The organism is Flavobacterium pasteuri, assembly GCF_048286615.1.
In the GTDB taxonomy this organism is placed as follows: Bacteria; Bacteroidota; Bacteroidia; order Flavobacteriales; family Flavobacteriaceae; genus Flavobacterium.
In genome coordinates this window covers 166,520-180,815 of the sequence record NZ_JBLVPN010000001.1, presented here as the reverse complement: position 1 = coordinate 180,815, position 14,296 = coordinate 166,520, and the positions used below count along the sequence as shown (strand labels likewise).

15 protein-coding genes and 1 tRNA gene are annotated in these 14,296 nt (G+C 30.4%); 8 read left to right on the top strand and 8 right to left on the bottom strand.

The features are described from left to right. Positions 1–30 precede the first annotated feature (30 nt). Together rpiB and ACNQF6_RS00820 are read right to left on the bottom strand one after the other, a co-directional pair. Entirely contained in the window at positions 31–459 is a 429-nt protein-coding gene (rpiB, locus tag ACNQF6_RS00825; protein ID WP_099713954.1) for a ribose 5-phosphate isomerase B, read from the bottom strand. Positions 460–1,202: 743 nt separating this feature from the next. Further along, positions 1,203–1,436 carry a DUF2007 domain-containing protein gene (locus ACNQF6_RS00820; protein ID WP_417962355.1) on the bottom strand — a complete coding sequence of 78 codons (234 nt, stop codon included), beginning with the start codon at positions 1,434–1,436 and terminating at the stop codon, positions 1,203–1,205. Positions 1,437–1,554: 118 nt separating this feature from the next. Between ACNQF6_RS00820 and rnr the strand changes: the two genes are divergently transcribed. From rnr to ACNQF6_RS00805, 3 genes are read left to right on the top strand one after another with little or no spacing between them, the layout of a single operon-like run. Continuing rightward, a complete protein-coding gene (rnr, locus tag ACNQF6_RS00815; protein ID WP_417962353.1) occupies positions 1,555–3,744 on the top strand; it encodes a ribonuclease R in 2,190 nt (729 codons plus the stop codon). A gap of 5 nt (positions 3,745–3,749) precedes the next feature. Further along, positions 3,750–4,484, top strand: coding sequence for a head GIN domain-containing protein (locus tag ACNQF6_RS00810; protein ID WP_417962351.1), 735 nt, complete (start codon positions 3,750–3,752; stop codon positions 4,482–4,484). A 41-nt stretch (positions 4,485–4,525) separates the two neighbouring features. Continuing rightward, positions 4,526–5,203 (top strand): LysE family translocator, encoded by a 678-nt coding sequence (locus tag ACNQF6_RS00805; RefSeq protein WP_099713951.1) that lies wholly within the window; start codon positions 4,526–4,528, stop codon positions 5,201–5,203. Positions 5,204–5,711: 508 nt separating this feature from the next. On the opposite strand, the gene ACNQF6_RS00800 is transcribed toward ACNQF6_RS00805, so the two are convergent. Both ACNQF6_RS00800 and folB read right to left on the bottom strand, forming a co-directional pair. Continuing rightward, a tRNA-Cys gene (locus tag ACNQF6_RS00800) sits at positions 5,712–5,782 on the bottom strand. Between the two features lie 93 nt (positions 5,783–5,875). After that, the gene (gene folB / locus ACNQF6_RS00795; protein ID WP_417962348.1) at positions 5,876–6,235 is read right to left on the bottom strand and encodes a dihydroneopterin aldolase; all 360 of its coding nucleotides are present in this window, start codon (positions 6,233–6,235) and stop codon (positions 5,876–5,878) included. A gap of 125 nt (positions 6,236–6,360) precedes the next feature. On the opposite strand from folB, the gene ACNQF6_RS00790 reads away from it, so the two are divergent. From ACNQF6_RS00790 to ACNQF6_RS00775, 4 genes are all read left to right on the top strand, one after another. Further along, positions 6,361–8,463, top strand: a complete 2,103-nt coding sequence (locus tag ACNQF6_RS00790) for a glutamine--tRNA ligase/YqeY domain fusion protein (protein ID WP_417962346.1) — start codon at positions 6,361–6,363, stop codon at positions 8,461–8,463. A gap of 303 nt (positions 8,464–8,766) precedes the next feature. Continuing rightward, complete coding sequence (locus ACNQF6_RS00785; RefSeq protein WP_099713948.1) at positions 8,767–9,096, top strand: YtxH domain-containing protein; 330 nt, start codon at positions 8,767–8,769, stop codon at positions 9,094–9,096. Between the two features lie 40 nt (positions 9,097–9,136). Next, positions 9,137–9,487 (top strand): phage holin family protein, encoded by a 351-nt coding sequence (locus tag ACNQF6_RS00780; RefSeq protein WP_099713947.1) that lies wholly within the window; start codon positions 9,137–9,139, stop codon positions 9,485–9,487. A gap of 3 nt (positions 9,488–9,490) precedes the next feature. Further along, a complete protein-coding gene (locus ACNQF6_RS00775) occupies positions 9,491–9,745 on the top strand; it encodes a DUF6327 family protein (protein WP_282713219.1) in 255 nt (84 codons plus the stop codon). 27 nt (positions 9,746–9,772) lie between these two features. On the opposite strand, the gene ACNQF6_RS00770 is transcribed toward ACNQF6_RS00775, so the two are convergent. Beyond that, positions 9,773–10,762: an SPFH domain-containing protein gene (locus ACNQF6_RS00770; protein ID WP_121343140.1), complete on the bottom strand. Its 990-nt coding sequence runs from the start codon at positions 10,760–10,762 to the stop codon at positions 9,773–9,775. Positions 10,763–10,841: 79 nt separating this feature from the next. Here ACNQF6_RS00770 and ACNQF6_RS00765 point away from each other — a divergent pair, with 79 nt between their 5' ends. Further along, positions 10,842–11,483, top strand: a complete 642-nt coding sequence (locus tag ACNQF6_RS00765) for a PorT family protein (RefSeq protein ID WP_417962343.1) — start codon at positions 10,842–10,844, stop codon at positions 11,481–11,483. Positions 11,484–11,512: 29 nt separating this feature from the next. Here the strand turns inward: ACNQF6_RS00765 and ACNQF6_RS00760 are convergent, their stop codons facing one another. The 3 genes from ACNQF6_RS00760 to gltX form a co-directional block, all read right to left on the bottom strand. Beyond that, positions 11,513–11,812, bottom strand: coding sequence for an STAS-like domain-containing protein (locus ACNQF6_RS00760; RefSeq protein ID WP_417962341.1), 300 nt, complete (start codon positions 11,810–11,812; stop codon positions 11,513–11,515). A 64-nt stretch (positions 11,813–11,876) separates the two neighbouring features. Then, positions 11,877–12,764 (bottom strand): hypothetical protein, encoded by an 888-nt coding sequence (locus tag ACNQF6_RS00755; RefSeq protein ID WP_282715487.1) that lies wholly within the window; start codon positions 12,762–12,764, stop codon positions 11,877–11,879. Beyond that, a complete protein-coding gene (gene gltX / locus ACNQF6_RS00750) occupies positions 12,765–14,273 on the bottom strand; it encodes a glutamate--tRNA ligase (RefSeq protein WP_282715489.1) in 1,509 nt (502 codons plus the stop codon). Between the last annotated feature and the right edge of the window lie 23 nt (positions 14,274–14,296).

Here is a 14,296-nt window from a genome sequence, read left to right as displayed (position 1 = left end):
AATTAATGTAAATTCAGTCAATAAAAATTTCTAACAAGAAATTTTATCTACTCTATTTTGGTGTCTTCCACCTTCAAATTCGGTGTTTAAGAACGCTTCTACCATTTCTACTGCTTGTGGAATTGAAGTAAAACGAGCGGGAATACTAATAATATTCGCATCATTGTGTTGACGCGCCAAAACTGCAATTTCTTTCATCCAACATAAAGCAGCGCGAACTTTAGACTGTTTATTCACTGTCATAGAAATTCCGTTTCCGCTTCCGCAAATAACAATTCCAAAATCAGCTTTGCCCTCAGCAACATCAGTCGCAACCGGATGACCAAAATCAGGATAGTCCACACTGTCTGCTGAATCTGTTCCGTAATTAGTTACCTCATGTCCTTTTGCTTTAAGCATTTCAACAATTGCTTTTTTGTAATCTGGTCCTGCGTGATCGTTTCCTATGGAGATTTTCATCTTGTATGTATTAAGTTGTGTGGTGCAAATTTAAATAAAGAAATCTAGTTTTGTAGAATTTAAATTTCGCTTCTTTAATTGATTATTACAATTGATATAAGTCAGTAAAATATAAGTTAACAGGATATTTTATAACTATCAGATTGCTATCATATTAGCGGTTATCAACAATTCTAATAAATTTATAAATAGCTGTGAATCAATGTATATTTTATATTTAAAATGTTAAAAATTTACATTGTTAATAGCAAAACGCAATCACTTGATATTCAGTTAACTTTAAATTAACATAGAATGTTCATAACTTTAGATAGAATATTAGAAGTTTTTTATGGTTGTATCTAAAAAATAAGTAATCCAAAACCCGCATTAGAAATCCAAATTAAGTTCGTTGAATTTTTAGAATAGTTATCATTATTAAAAAGTAGTTTATCAACAAATTTTAGAAAAGTACTTATTTACAAAATCAATTCTTTTTAGATTATTAACCATTGTTAATTAAAATTAGAAAAGACTTTAAAACGAAGACTTTAGTATAAAATAACTATGTTGATAAGTCCGTATAACATCTTTTAACTTGGTTTCAATACATTTTAAAATAAATTTATTGCCACTATTAACACACTATAATAACAACCAAGAAAGAATTTAAATTTAATTTTTCTTTTTGTTTATTTAAATATATGTTGACAACTTTGAAAAAATTAAAATTTAAAAAATAGATTTTACTGTTCTAATTTCCTTTAAACGATTTTTAGATTGTTATTCAAGTCATCAAGAAATTCTTGCACTTTTTCAAAATCATTGATGTGAATTTTAAGTTTGATTCCACCGTAGGCAAAACTCCCAAATGGATCTAAGGAAACTAAGGTTTCGTTTTCAAAAAAATAATTAATTTTTTCTTGTTCTAATAAATGCTTCAGCACTACAATTTCATGTGAGTAATTAAAAATCGCAATTGTTTGAAAGTCTTCCATTTTAATTGTTTTTATAAAGATACAACTATTCTTTAAAGTTATATTTTCTTTAAAACTGTGCACTCTGTACTAATAACAGTTAAGTATTTTGTAATTTTAAACTTTTAAGAAAAGATATATGAGTAAAAGATTAAGAAAGCCGATAAAAAAAGAGAAAGACTACTCTGATAAAATAGTAAAAATATTATCGCAAAGTGCTAATAAAGCATTCAATTATAAACAAATAGGAGCAAAGCTGGAACTCGACGATACCCAAAGCAGAAATCAAATTATAAAAGATTTGAAGATTCTGGCTTCTCAAAATAAAATTATAGAATCTGAACCTGGAAAATATTTAGTAAAAGCAATAAGCAAAGACTATTACGAAGGTAAAATTGACATGACGGGACGTAAAACAGCTTATTTTGTTTGCCCAGATTTAGAAGAAGATGTTTTTATTCCTACCAATAATTTGAACCATGCTTTAGACAAAGATATTGTCAAAGTGTATGTTTACAATCGAAGAAAAGGTAAAAGACCTGAAGGTGAAGTTATTGAAGTCATTGAAAGAAATAAAACGGACTTTGTTGGTGTAATTGACATTCAAGCTAATTTTGCTTTTGTTTCTACTGCAAACCCAAAAATGTACACTGATATTTTTATTCCAAAGGATAAAATAGGTGAGGCAGAGCAAGGTGATGTAGTTTTGGTTCATATCGAAGATTGGCCAGCCAGAGCTGATAGTCCTTTTGGTTCCGTAATAAAAGTTTTAGGGAAACCAGGAGAACACGATACAGAAATCCATGCGATTTTGGCTGAATACGGTTTGCCATCAGAATTTCCTATTGAAGTGGAGACGTTTGCACAAAAAATAGATACTTCCATAGAGGAAAGTGAAATTGCCAAACGTCGCGATATACGTGACACGTTGACTTTTACGATAGATCCAAAAGATGCGAAGGATTTTGATGATGCACTTTCATTTAAAAAATTAGAAAACGGTAATTACGAAATTGGTATTCACATTGCCGATGTTTCGTATTATCTTCAGGAAGGAACAATCCTGGATGATGAAGCGTATCAAAGAGCAACTTCGGTTTATTTAGTAGATAGAGTAGTACCAATGTTACCCGAAGTATTATCAAATTTTGCTTGTTCCTTGCGTCCAAATGAAGAAAAATATACGTTTTCGGCCATATTTGAAATTACAGAAACTTCACAAGTGGTCAATCAATGGTTTGGTCGAACAGTTATTTATTCTGATCAGCGTTTTGCTTACGAGGAAGCGCAGTATATCATAGAAACGAAGGACGACACGATTCCAGAAGAAATTTCGATTACTGGAACTTCATATCAAGTTTCAGCAGAAATTGTTGCTGCAACTCTAAAAATGGATGAATTAGCCAAAATTCTTAGAAAACAAAGAATGGCCGATGGAGCGATTTCTTTTGATAAAGTTGAAGTAAAATTCAATTTAGATGAAGCCGGAGAGCCACAAGGTGTTTACTTTAAAGTTTCAAAAGATGCCAATCATCTGATTGAAGAATTCATGCTTTTGGCTAATAAAAAAGTAGCAGAATTCATTGGTAAACAAAAGAAAACATTCATTTATAGAATTCATGATGAACCAAATGAAGATAAACTTTTTGCAATGCAAGCTGTTATTGCTAAGTTTGGACATAAAATAGATTTTAAGCAAGGCTCTATTTCGCAGGCTTTAAATAAATTAATGGAAGATGTAAATGGTAAAAAGGAGCAAAACCTTATTGATACTCTAGCGATTAGGAGTATGAGTAAAGCCAAATATTCTACAGATAACATAGGACATTATGGTTTAGCTTTTGAGTATTATTCTCATTTTACCTCACCAATTCGTCGTTATCCAGATGTTATGGTGCACCGATTGTTGCAATATTATCTAGATGGAGGTAAATCAGTTGATGAAGAAACGTATGAAACGAAATGTTTGCATTCATCAACAATGGAAGGTTTAGCAACCAATGCGGAAAGGGATTCTATCAAATATATGCAAGTAAAATACATGCAGGATCATCAGGATCAAGAATTTTTAGGTGTAATTTCTGGTGTTACCGAATGGGGAATTTATGTAGAAATCATCGAAAACAAATGCGAAGGAATGTGTAGAATTCGAGATATAAAAGACGATTATTACACCTTTGACGAAAAACAATATGCACTAACTGGCGCAACTTCTGGTAAATTATTACAATTAGGAGATGAAATTTACGTTAAAGTAAAAAATGCCGATTTAGTTAAAAAACAACTGGATTTTAATTTTTTAAGAAGAATTGAAGAACCAATTAAATAAAAAAAATGAAATCAAAGATTCACAATAAGAGCGTTAATGAACTAGCAAAGCAATACCAAAAAAGAAATAGTGGTATAAAATTAGTGATAATTGCCTTTGTATTTTTAAGTCAAATTGCAAATGCACAAGTAACCAGAAACTTAGGAGATTTTGATGAAGTAAAAGTATTTGATAAAATCAATGTAAAATTAATTTCAGCTTCAGAAAACAAAATAGTTATCACTGGAGACCGAGCAGATGAAGTGGAAACTGTAAATAAAAATGGTGAATTAAAAATTAGAATGCCATTATCACAATTGTTATCAGGTGATGCTATTACAATAAAACTATATTTTAAAAATATTGAAAGTATCAGTGCCAGCGAGGGAAGCTATGTTTCAAGTGATACTGATTTCAAACAAACAATGTTAGATTTGAATGCAAAATCAGGAGCAGAGATTAACATTGAAATAAATGTTGATAAAGTGAATGTAAAAGCCAGTGCAGGTGGAATAATTGATGTTTCTGGTAAAGCTATAAATCAAGATGTTGTTATTACATCAGGTGGAATTCTAAAAGCAATTGATTTACATACTACACAAACTAAAATAAGCGTTGCTGCCGGAGGAAAATCTGAAATTCATGCAACTACATTAGTTGATGCAAAAGTGAAAGCAGGAGGCTCTATTTTTATCTACGGTAAACCAAAACAGATTAATAAGGAAGTTTTCATTGGCGGTACCATTTTAGAAAAAAATTAGTACTTTGGTTTAGATTTTATGGTAATAAATTTAAATTTTTAATGATAAACGATATTTTATCTGGTATTCCTTGGGGAATTTTCTTGAGTTTTATGATTGGCCCTGTTTTTTTTATTTTACTGGAAACAAGTATTATAAAAGGGTTCAGAGCTGCTTTAGTATTTGATTTAGGAGTAGTTTCAGGAGATATTGTTTTTATTGGAATTGCTTATTTAGGAAGTTACAGGTTGATTCAAAGTTTAAAAGATCAACCGGCACTTTTTATTTTTGGAGGTGTATTGATGCTGGTTTATGGTATAATTTCCTTCATACAATTAAAAAAAGAAGAAAAAATAAATACTGATATTATTGACAGGGAAATAGTCAAAAAAAACTATTTAAGTCTTTTTATAAAAGGGTTTTTGTTAAACATTATTAATATTGGTGTTCTTGGTTTTTGGTTGGCTATTATTATTTCAGTAGGACCAAAATTAGAAATGCAAACCTCCAGAATGATAACTTTTTTTACATCAGTTGTGGTTTCTTATTTACTTATTGATTGTATTAAAATATTATTAGCCAAGCAATTAAAAACAAAACTAACACCGGTAAACATTCTTAAAATTAAGAAAGGAATCAGTATTGTAATGATGGTTTTTGGGATGGTTTTAATAACTCAAGGTTGGTTCCCGGAAGAAAAAGCAATGGTTAAAAAAGCATTTGACAAAATAGATAATTAATAAAATTTTTATAAAATAGTAAAAGCCTTGACTCTAATTGATTTAGATTCAGGGCTTTTTTTAATTAAACATGTAAGTCATTTAAGTTTTTAGTTACTAAATTATCAATTAAAATTATTTTTAAACCATTAAGGAATTAAGTTTCATTAAGAATTAACACTTAATTTTTCTTAATTCCTTAATTTTTTTAATCAAACAAATTTGGTTCCCGGAAGAAAGAAAAATGGTTTTGACTCAAGGCATTTTATTTAACATTATAAGTTATTCAAGCATTATTTAAAACCATTAAGAAATTAAGTTTCATTAAGAATTAACACTTAATTTTTCTTAATTTCTTAATGGTTCATATTATAATCTTCTTTAATTTTTCTTAAAAATTAGACATAAAAAAAACCTCCAAATTACTTTGAAGGTTTTAGATTTTTCTGCGGATTCGAACTATATCTTTATTTAATTTTTCTTAAAAATTAGACATAAAAAAACCTCCAAATTACTTTGAAGGTTTTTGAGGCATCGTCCGGATTCGAACCGGAGTAGGAGCTTTTGCAGAGCCCAGCCTAGCCGCTCGGCCACGACGCCAATTATTTATTGGTGTGCAAATATAGTAAAAAAGTTAAAAAGGGAAAGCTAATAACTACAAAGTTTTAAAAATTCATAATTTGTAATTTGTAATTAACTTCTATATTCTTCCATTTCTATAGTAACTGCTTCAACATCACCACCAATAGGAGGATTGAGTTTAGAAACTGCAACAATAATTCTGGAAACCTCAGGAATTTCCTCAAAAATTCGAGTTATGATTCGGTGTGCAACATGCTCTAATAAGTCCGAACGAATCGCCATTTCTTCTACAACAATGCGATTTAAAAGCACGTAATCTACGGTATCTTTCAAATCATCTGAGATACTGGATTTTCTCAAATCAGTCTTAACTTCTAAATTTACTATATAGTCAGATCCTATTTTTCCTTCCTCGATTAAACAACCATGATAGGAGTAGGTTCTTATATTTTTAAGTTTTATGATTCCCATTATTTTATTTTATTTGTTTAAAGCGTAAAGTTTAAAGCGGAATTACTAACTTTTCATAGGTTTATATGGAAACAGTAAACATTAAACCTTAAACTTTTTTACCTTTGCTAAAATAAAACAAAAAAATGTCAACTGAAGAAAAATCACTCCATTTTATAGAACAAATCATAGAAGACAGTTTATCAAACGGTTTTCCCCAAGATAAATTACGTTTCCGTTTTCCACCAGAACCTAATGGGTATTTACACATTGGTCATGCCAAATCGATTTGCTTGAATTTTGGATTGGGATTAAAGTACAATGCGCCAGTTAACTTACGTTTTGACGATACAAATCCTGCTAAAGAAGAGCAGGAATATGTTGATGCAATAAAAGAAGATTTACATTGGTTGGGCTTCAATTGGGCCGAAGAACGATATGCATCTGATTACTTCCAACAATTATACGATTGGGCTGTAAAAATGATTAAAAACGGTAAAGCGTATATTGACAGTCAATCTTCAGAGGATATGGCTGCGCAAAAAGGAACGCCTACACAACCTGGAGTTGATGGACCTTACAGAAACCGTTCAGTTGAAGAAAATCTTACTTTATTCGAAGGAATGAAAAATGGAGATTTTGAGGAAGGAAGCCATGTTTTACGTGCCAAGATTGATATGACTTCGACTAATATGTTGATGCGTGATCCGTTAATGTATCGTGTTTTACACCGCCATCACCACAGAACAGGAAACGATTGGAAAATCTACCCAATGTATGATTTCGCACACGGAGAAAGTGATTATATAGAACAAATTTCACATTCTATCTGTACGTTAGAATTTGTCATGCACAGAGAATTATACAACTGGTTTTTGGACCAAATTTATGATGACTCAAAAGTAAAACCACATCAATATGAATTTGCGCGTTTGAACTTGAATTACACCGTAATGAGCAAGCGAAAACTGTTGCAATTGGTACAGGAAAATATAGTTAATGGTTGGGATGATCCAAGAATGCCAACGATTTCCGGATTAAGAAGAAGAGGCTATACAGCTAATTCTATTCGTAAGTTTTGTGATATTATTGGTGTTGCCAAAAGAGAAAATATAATCGATTTTTCACTTTTGGAATTTTGCTTGCGCGAAGATTTGAATAAAACGGCTCCAAGAGTTATGGCGGTTTTAGATCCAATAAAATTAGTCATCACGAATTATCCGGAAGATAAAGAAGAATGGCTGGAAGCAGAAAATAATCAAGAAGACGAAAGTGCAGGATTTAGAAAAGTTCCTTTTTCAAGAGAATTATACATTGAAAGAGAAGACTTTTTAGAAGATGCTCCAGCTAAGTTTTTCCGATTAAGTTTAGGCCGAGAAGTACGACTAAAAAATGCGTATATCATTAAAGGAGAAAGTGTTGTAAAAGATTCAGCAGGAACTATTACGGAGATTCATGTAACCTATGACGAAGATAGTAGAAGCGGAAGTGGGAGCGAAGCTAGTCAACGTAAAGTGGCCGGAACCTTGCATTGGGTTTCGATACAACAGGCGCTAGAAACAGAAGTTCGTCTCTACGATCGCTTGTTTATTGATGAAGCGCCAGACAGTCATAAAGAGAAAAATTTCTTGGAATTTATGAATCCTAGTTCGTTACAAATTGTAAAAGGATTTGTAGAACCAAGTTTAGCAACGGTTCAATCTGGAGAGAAATTCCAGTTTCAACGTTTGGGTTATTTCAATGTGGATAAAGATACAACCGAAGGTAAAATTGTCTTTAATAAAACCGTTGGATTGAAAGATGCTTGGGAAGAAAAAGGCAAAAAAGAGGAAAATTTATTGATGAACACTCAAAAAGAAATCAATAAATATGTAAAAGAAAAGGATGAAAACAATGCCAGTTTGATTTTAAATAACATTGTTGATAACATCAAAAGTATTGATAATTACAGTTTAATCATTCAGACTATTGTCAAAAATATCAAGAATGATAATAACTCGTTGTTGTTTTCAAATTTGATTTTACATCATTCAGATAAAGTGCAGGTAAAAGATATCGAAGAAGAAGCTTTGACAAAACTATACACGATGTCGTTAAAAAGTCAAATGGCAGCCGTTAGAATTTTAGCTGTTGAAAATTTGCAAAATGATTTGAATAATTTTAGTCTTTTCGAAACGCAACTTTCAGAATTAAAAATGAACGATAAAAACGAAAAAGTGTTACAATTATTAAACGATCTTAAAATATAAGGTTTGTTTTTTAAATAGATTTTATCAATCAAAAGCTCTCTTCTTAGAGGGCTTTTTTTATTATTGTAATTTCTTATAAAAATACTGTTTTTAATACTTTTTTTCAATTAAAAACAACGCACATAAATTGATTTTAAGACGATTTTTTAGAATAAACAACACTCAATACAAAATTCAAATAAACGTGAAACAGCTCGCTTTTATTTGCTTTTTGTCTTATAAAATCACACTTTAACGAGTTGTTAACGGGTAGTTGTTAATAAATCCGTATCTTTATGAAACAAACTTTTAAAATTAAGAATCATGTCGAATAATACGGGAAATACATTATTGGCTCTTTTGACAGGAGCAGCTATCGGAGCTGGAATCGGAATTTTATTTGCTCCGGATAAAGGTTCTAAAACAAGAGGAAAAATTAAAGATGGTTTTGATGATGTCAAATGTGAATTAAAAAATAAATTAGACAATGCATCTTTAGAATTGAAAGATAAATTCACAAGTGCAAAATTTGATTTAGAAGAAACTTATGAAGAACTGGTTTCAAATATGAGTCACAAGACCGAAGATGTAATTTCATTCTTAGAAGAAAAATTAGCGGAGCTAAAGAGGCAGAACGCAAAACTTCAAAAATAATTTTGATTTACCTATTGTATCAAATCCTAAAAACAAATCCATGGCCTTTGAAGAACTAAAAGAAAACACAGAAAACATTCAAGAACAAGCCAAAGCTTATTTAGAAAGTACTGTGGCGTATTATAAATTGTGGGGTTTCAAGGTTGCAATGAAATCAACAACGATGATCATAAAATTTTCATTGATTTTATTGTGTTTCAGTATGGTTTTATTGTTTTGTTCTGTTGCCGCTGCGTTAGCTATAGGTATCGCTTTAGATAGTTACGCTTTGGGATTTTTAATCGTTGGAGGAGTTTATCTTGTGATTACAGGAATTTTATTTTCTATAAAAGATAAAATCGTTGAAGGACCAATTTTAGAGAAATTTTCAGAAATATTTTTTAACGACTAACTTATGGAAACCAAAAAATATTCTTCGTATGCTCAAATTGAAAGGGAACTTGAAATTTTAAAGATTGAACAAGAAATCAGTTATCAGAAATTGGCTTATGGTTTTCAAAAAACAAAAGAAAGCATAACGCCAATGAATCTTGTAAGTGGAGTTGTTGGTTCTGGTTTATCTGCATTTTCAGGGTCATACGGAACAATCTTAAACATTGCATTACCGTACATAATCAAATGGATTAAAAAAATAAAAAGAGGCAATTAAGCCTCTTTTTTTATGAATTCTAGTAAATTATTCTTCTGTTTCCGGGCTTTCTGGAGCTTCTGGTTTTTCAGGAATTTCTATATTTTTTTCTCTTCTTGAAGTTCCTTTTTCACCTCTTTTTTTCATCAATTCACCCACTTGATTGGAAGCACTGAACGAAGCAATCATATTGTTCAGCATATCACTTCCAGCTTGTGGAGAATTAGGCAATAAAATCAGATTTGAATTTGCGTCAGCACCAATAGCCTGTAGTGTATCGTAATGTTGTGTCACTACAATCAATGCTGAAGCTTCCTGAGAATTTATCCCAACTCTGTTCAAAACATCTACACTTTCCACTAAACCTTTTGCAATTTCTCTTCTTTGGTTGGCAATACCTTGTCCTTGTAATCGTTTGCTTTCGGCTTCAGCTTCAGCTTTGGCTACAATTCTAATTCTTGATGCTTCAGCTTCAAATTCAGCTACCGTTTTTTCTCTATCAGCCGCATTAATTCTATTCATGGCATTTTTTACTTGAATATCCGGATCAATATCTGTTACCAAAGTATTGATAATTGTGTATCCGTAAGTAGTCATGGCTTCATTCAATTCTCTTTTTACAGCAATGGCAATATCATCTTTTCTTTCAAAAACATCATCCAATTTTAATTTAGGAACTTCAGCACGAACGACATCAAATACATAAGAAGTAATTTGATCGTGTGGATATTCCAGTTTATAAAAAGCATCATAAACGGTCTCTTTAATAACCATAAATTGAACTGAAACTTTAAGCTTAACAAAAACGTTGTCTTTAGTTTTTGTTTCAATGATAACGTCTAATTGTTGAATTTTTAGATTCACACGTCCTGCAATTCTATCTATCAAAGGAATTTTTAAATGCAAACCGGATTGTCTGATACTTAAAAATTTTCCAAATCGTTCTACAACAACAGCTGTTTGTTGTTTTACCGTAAAAAAAGAAGACAGTAAAATAAAGAACCCAAAGACTAGTAGGATAATTAATGCAATATTCATAATATTTTTTGTTTTTAGTTAAAAATTATCTCACAATTTACAAAAAAACTTTAGGTTTGTCTTTGTAAATTTCAATTATATGAGAAAGATATCGTTTACTTTATTTTTTGTTTTCATTTCCATAACAGCCTTTTCCCAATATAAATACAGGGATTCAAATAGGATAGGAATCAGTTTTGGAGTCAATCAATTTACCTTGAACACTGATAATTTCCAAACTAAACCTGAATTGGGTTGGAATGCCGGACTTTCTATGCGGGGAAATTTCTATAATAATTGGGACATGGTGTATAACATTCAATTTAGCGAGAATAATTTTTCTGTTGTAACAAACACTTTTACTTTGGCTAAAGAAGATGTTAACTATAAATTGGCGTCAGCTCAAGTGTCTTTACAAGTGAGTTATAAACTTGTTGAAAATCATTTGAGTATTGAGTTTGGACCCATTGTTCAAGTAAATGGAAAATTAAATATTGATAATACAGATGAAAATAATGTTATTTCTGGTACAACGTTGTTAGCCAAAGATATTAGAGAGATTTCTAATTTTAATTTTTATCCAACGGTTGGAATCACGTTTGGTGTTCGTCATTTCAGAGCCAATGTTTCCTATCAATATGGTGTCAATAACATGCTTGAAAACTTGAACAACAAGAATTTAGGAGTAAATTTCAAAGGGAATCCAGGAATACTAAACGGGAATTTGATTATTTATTTGTAATAAAAAAGCTCCCAACTTGGGAGCTTTTTTTATTTTTGATATATGCCATTATACTTATATAGATAGGAACTTAACCTATTATATTGTGCTTTACTACATTTTAATTTTAAATTACTTTTTAGAATATTAAAACCATAATTATCAATAATATTACCTAAAGAAGAATTTAAAAACGAAGATGTTAATTGCATATCATTTTCAATTTCTAAAGTTATAATATGTTTTTCTTTTAGTGATTTATCTAATACACAATAAAGCTTTATACCTTCAACGTTAGTTTCGGTGTTTGATACAATGTTTTTTACTGATATTTGAGTAGTGTTGTTCATAATTATGGTACAAATATAAATATAAAAATTATTAACAAAGTAAAAAAAATGTTAATAAGCTTAATTAGATCTCATAAACATCATTTTCTTGGTCAATTTCATCAAATTCTAATGTGCTAATTTCTACTTTGATTAAAGTTCCTGAAAAATTCAGATTTGTTTCTTTTAAATAATAATCATCATTAAATTCTTTTAATAAATATCCATTATTTGAATATATTGTCAATAGACCTTTAAAATTTTCAGTAAAATCTAAAACATTACTTAGACCAAAGCCTTTATTACGTAGTGTTGAGAAAGATGATACCCCCGTTTCTAATGAATTTTTTATTGCTTGAGAATCTGAAACCCTATCTATTCCTTTTTTATCATAATAGTTATTCAATGAATTTGCTATACCTACACCGAAATCACAAACAGAAAAGGATAATAATTTTTTTACAGGCGAGTATTGGGTAATTATATACCCATTAACTGGAGATTTAGAATGATCAAAAATATTGTTGAAAATTTCAGACATATTTGTTGCAATTGGTAGAAGATCTTTCCCTTTAAAAAATGTTCTTTCAAAATACTTCTTTGCATATTCTGAATAACTAGTTATCATTGTAGGAGATATATGCCATAAGCAAAGTGTATTTTTGTTATGTGTTTCTGTAAAATTATCTCTATTAAAACCATTACTCCAATATTTTTTAAATTTGATACCTCTTAAATGTTTGGTCAGTTTACCTCTTCCATTTATAAATTGAATTTTAATTTTTTCATTGTTAAATAGATCCATTAAACAACCTAATAAAACTAGATCATCAGTATCTAAATAAGTTAAATCATTAAAATCTACTATTAAAGTATCAATATCAGAATTTAGTTTAGATTTAGAATTATTAATAAAATTAAACCAAGCAATTGGATTACCATTATTAGGTGTTTTAATCGTTAGGTTGGCCATTTATTTAGAGTTATGATTTATTGCTTTTAATATTCTATGGGTTGTTTCTTGTTTACCAATTAGTTCAGATAATTCAAATAAGTCAATTCCTTTCATTTCTCCTACCAAAGAAATTCTAAAAGGAGGCATTATTTGTCCAAATCCTAAACCTTCTTCATTAATCCAATCTTTTACTTTAATTTCTATTTCACTGCTGATAAAATTTTCTATTCCGTTAATTATTGTTAATAAATTAGTCATTAAAAAAGAAGTGTTTTCTTTCCAATTTTTCTCCATAGCCTTTTCATCAAACGACTTAGGTTTTTCAAAAATATAATTACTCAATTCCCATAAATCACTTATGAACACGGCTCTATCTTTTGTCAATGTAACAATTTTCTCAACAAAAACAATTGATTTATTATACCCTTTTTCCGATAAAATCACATTAAATTTTTCCGCAATTTCATGATTATTTTTGACATGTAAATATTGTTGGTTAAACCACTTTGCTTTATCTGGATTAAATTTTCCTCCTGATCTAGTTACATGCTCTAGTGAAAATGCTTTAATTAACTCCTCTAGTGAATATATCTCTTTTTCTATTCCCAATCCCTCATTCCACCCCAGCATAACTAACATATTTAATAAAGCTTCTGGAAAATATCCATCTTCTCTAAAACCTCTTGAATCGTTCCATTTTAAAGGAAATACAGGGAATCCTCCTATATCACCATCTCTTTTTGATAATTTGCCTTTTCCATTTGGTTTCATAATCAATGGTAAATGTGCAAATTCTGGAGCTTCCCAACCAAATGCTCTGTACAATAAAACGTGTAAGGGCATTGATGGCAACCATTCTTCACCACGAATTACGTGAGATGTTTCCATTAAATGATCATCCACAATATTAGCCAAATGATACGTTGGCATCCCGTCACTTTTGAACAATACTTTATCGTCTAAAAGATTCGTTTCAAACTTTACATCACCACGAATGATGTCATGCAAATGAAGCGTTTCATTTACCGGGGTTTTAAAACGGATGACATAATGTTCGCCATCAGCAATTCTTTTAGCAGTTTCGTCTGCAGAAATAACTAACGAAGTGTCCAGTTTTTCTCTGTTAGTATGATTGTATATAAAGGTTTTTCCTTGTTCTTCTTCTAATTTTCGTGCTGCATCCAAAGCTTCTGCTGTATCAAAAGCATAATACGCATTCCCGGAATTAATTAATTCAGCTGCATATTGTTGGTACAAATCTTTTCTTTCGCTTTGACGGTATGGACCAAATTTTTCATTTTTACCAATAGTCTCATCTGGCGCAATTCCTAACCATTCTAGTGCTTCCATGATATATTCTTCAGCATCTGGAACAAAACGATTTTGGTCCGTATCTTCAATTCTCAGGAAGAAAACACCATTGTTTTTTTTGGCAAACAAATAATTGAATAATGCGGTACGAACTCCGCCAATATGTAAAGGTCCTGTTGGACTTGGTGCAAAACGCACCCGAACTTGTTTAGACATTGCTATAAATTTTTTGCGAAGAT

Bases quoted from the DNA above. Each gene is read 5' to 3' on its own strand.
- rpiB (WP_099713954.1), bottom strand. From the start codon at position 459: ATGAAAATCTCCATAGGAAACGATCACGCAGGACCAGATTACAAAAAA.
- ACNQF6_RS00820 (WP_417962355.1), bottom strand. From the start codon at position 1,436: ATGGAAGACTTTCAAACAATTGCGATTTTTAATTACTCACATGAAATT.
- rnr (WP_417962353.1), top strand. From the start codon at position 1,555: ATGAGTAAAAGATTAAGAAAGCCGATAAAAAAAGAGAAAGACTACTCT.
- ACNQF6_RS00810 (WP_417962351.1), top strand. From the start codon at position 3,750: ATGAAATCAAAGATTCACAATAAGAGCGTTAATGAACTAGCAAAGCAA.
- ACNQF6_RS00805 (WP_099713951.1), top strand. From the start codon at position 4,526: ATGATAAACGATATTTTATCTGGTATTCCTTGGGGAATTTTCTTGAGT.
- folB (WP_417962348.1), bottom strand. From the start codon at position 6,235: ATGGGAATCATAAAACTTAAAAATATAAGAACCTACTCCTATCATGGT.
- ACNQF6_RS00790 (WP_417962346.1), top strand. From the start codon at position 6,361: ATGTCAACTGAAGAAAAATCACTCCATTTTATAGAACAAATCATAGAA.
- ACNQF6_RS00785 (WP_099713948.1), top strand. From the start codon at position 8,767: ATGTCGAATAATACGGGAAATACATTATTGGCTCTTTTGACAGGAGCA.
- ACNQF6_RS00780 (WP_099713947.1), top strand. From the start codon at position 9,137: ATGGCCTTTGAAGAACTAAAAGAAAACACAGAAAACATTCAAGAACAA.
- ACNQF6_RS00775 (WP_282713219.1), top strand. From the start codon at position 9,491: ATGGAAACCAAAAAATATTCTTCGTATGCTCAAATTGAAAGGGAACTT.
- ACNQF6_RS00770 (WP_121343140.1), bottom strand. From the start codon at position 10,762: ATGAATATTGCATTAATTATCCTACTAGTCTTTGGGTTCTTTATTTTA.
- ACNQF6_RS00765 (WP_417962343.1), top strand. From the start codon at position 10,842: ATGAGAAAGATATCGTTTACTTTATTTTTTGTTTTCATTTCCATAACA.
- ACNQF6_RS00760 (WP_417962341.1), bottom strand. From the start codon at position 11,812: ATGAACAACACTACTCAAATATCAGTAAAAAACATTGTATCAAACACC.
- ACNQF6_RS00755 (WP_282715487.1), bottom strand. From the start codon at position 12,764: ATGGCCAACCTAACGATTAAAACACCTAATAATGGTAATCCAATTGCT.
- gltX (WP_282715489.1), bottom strand. From the start codon at position 14,273: ATGTCTAAACAAGTTCGGGTGCGTTTTGCACCAAGTCCAACAGGACCT.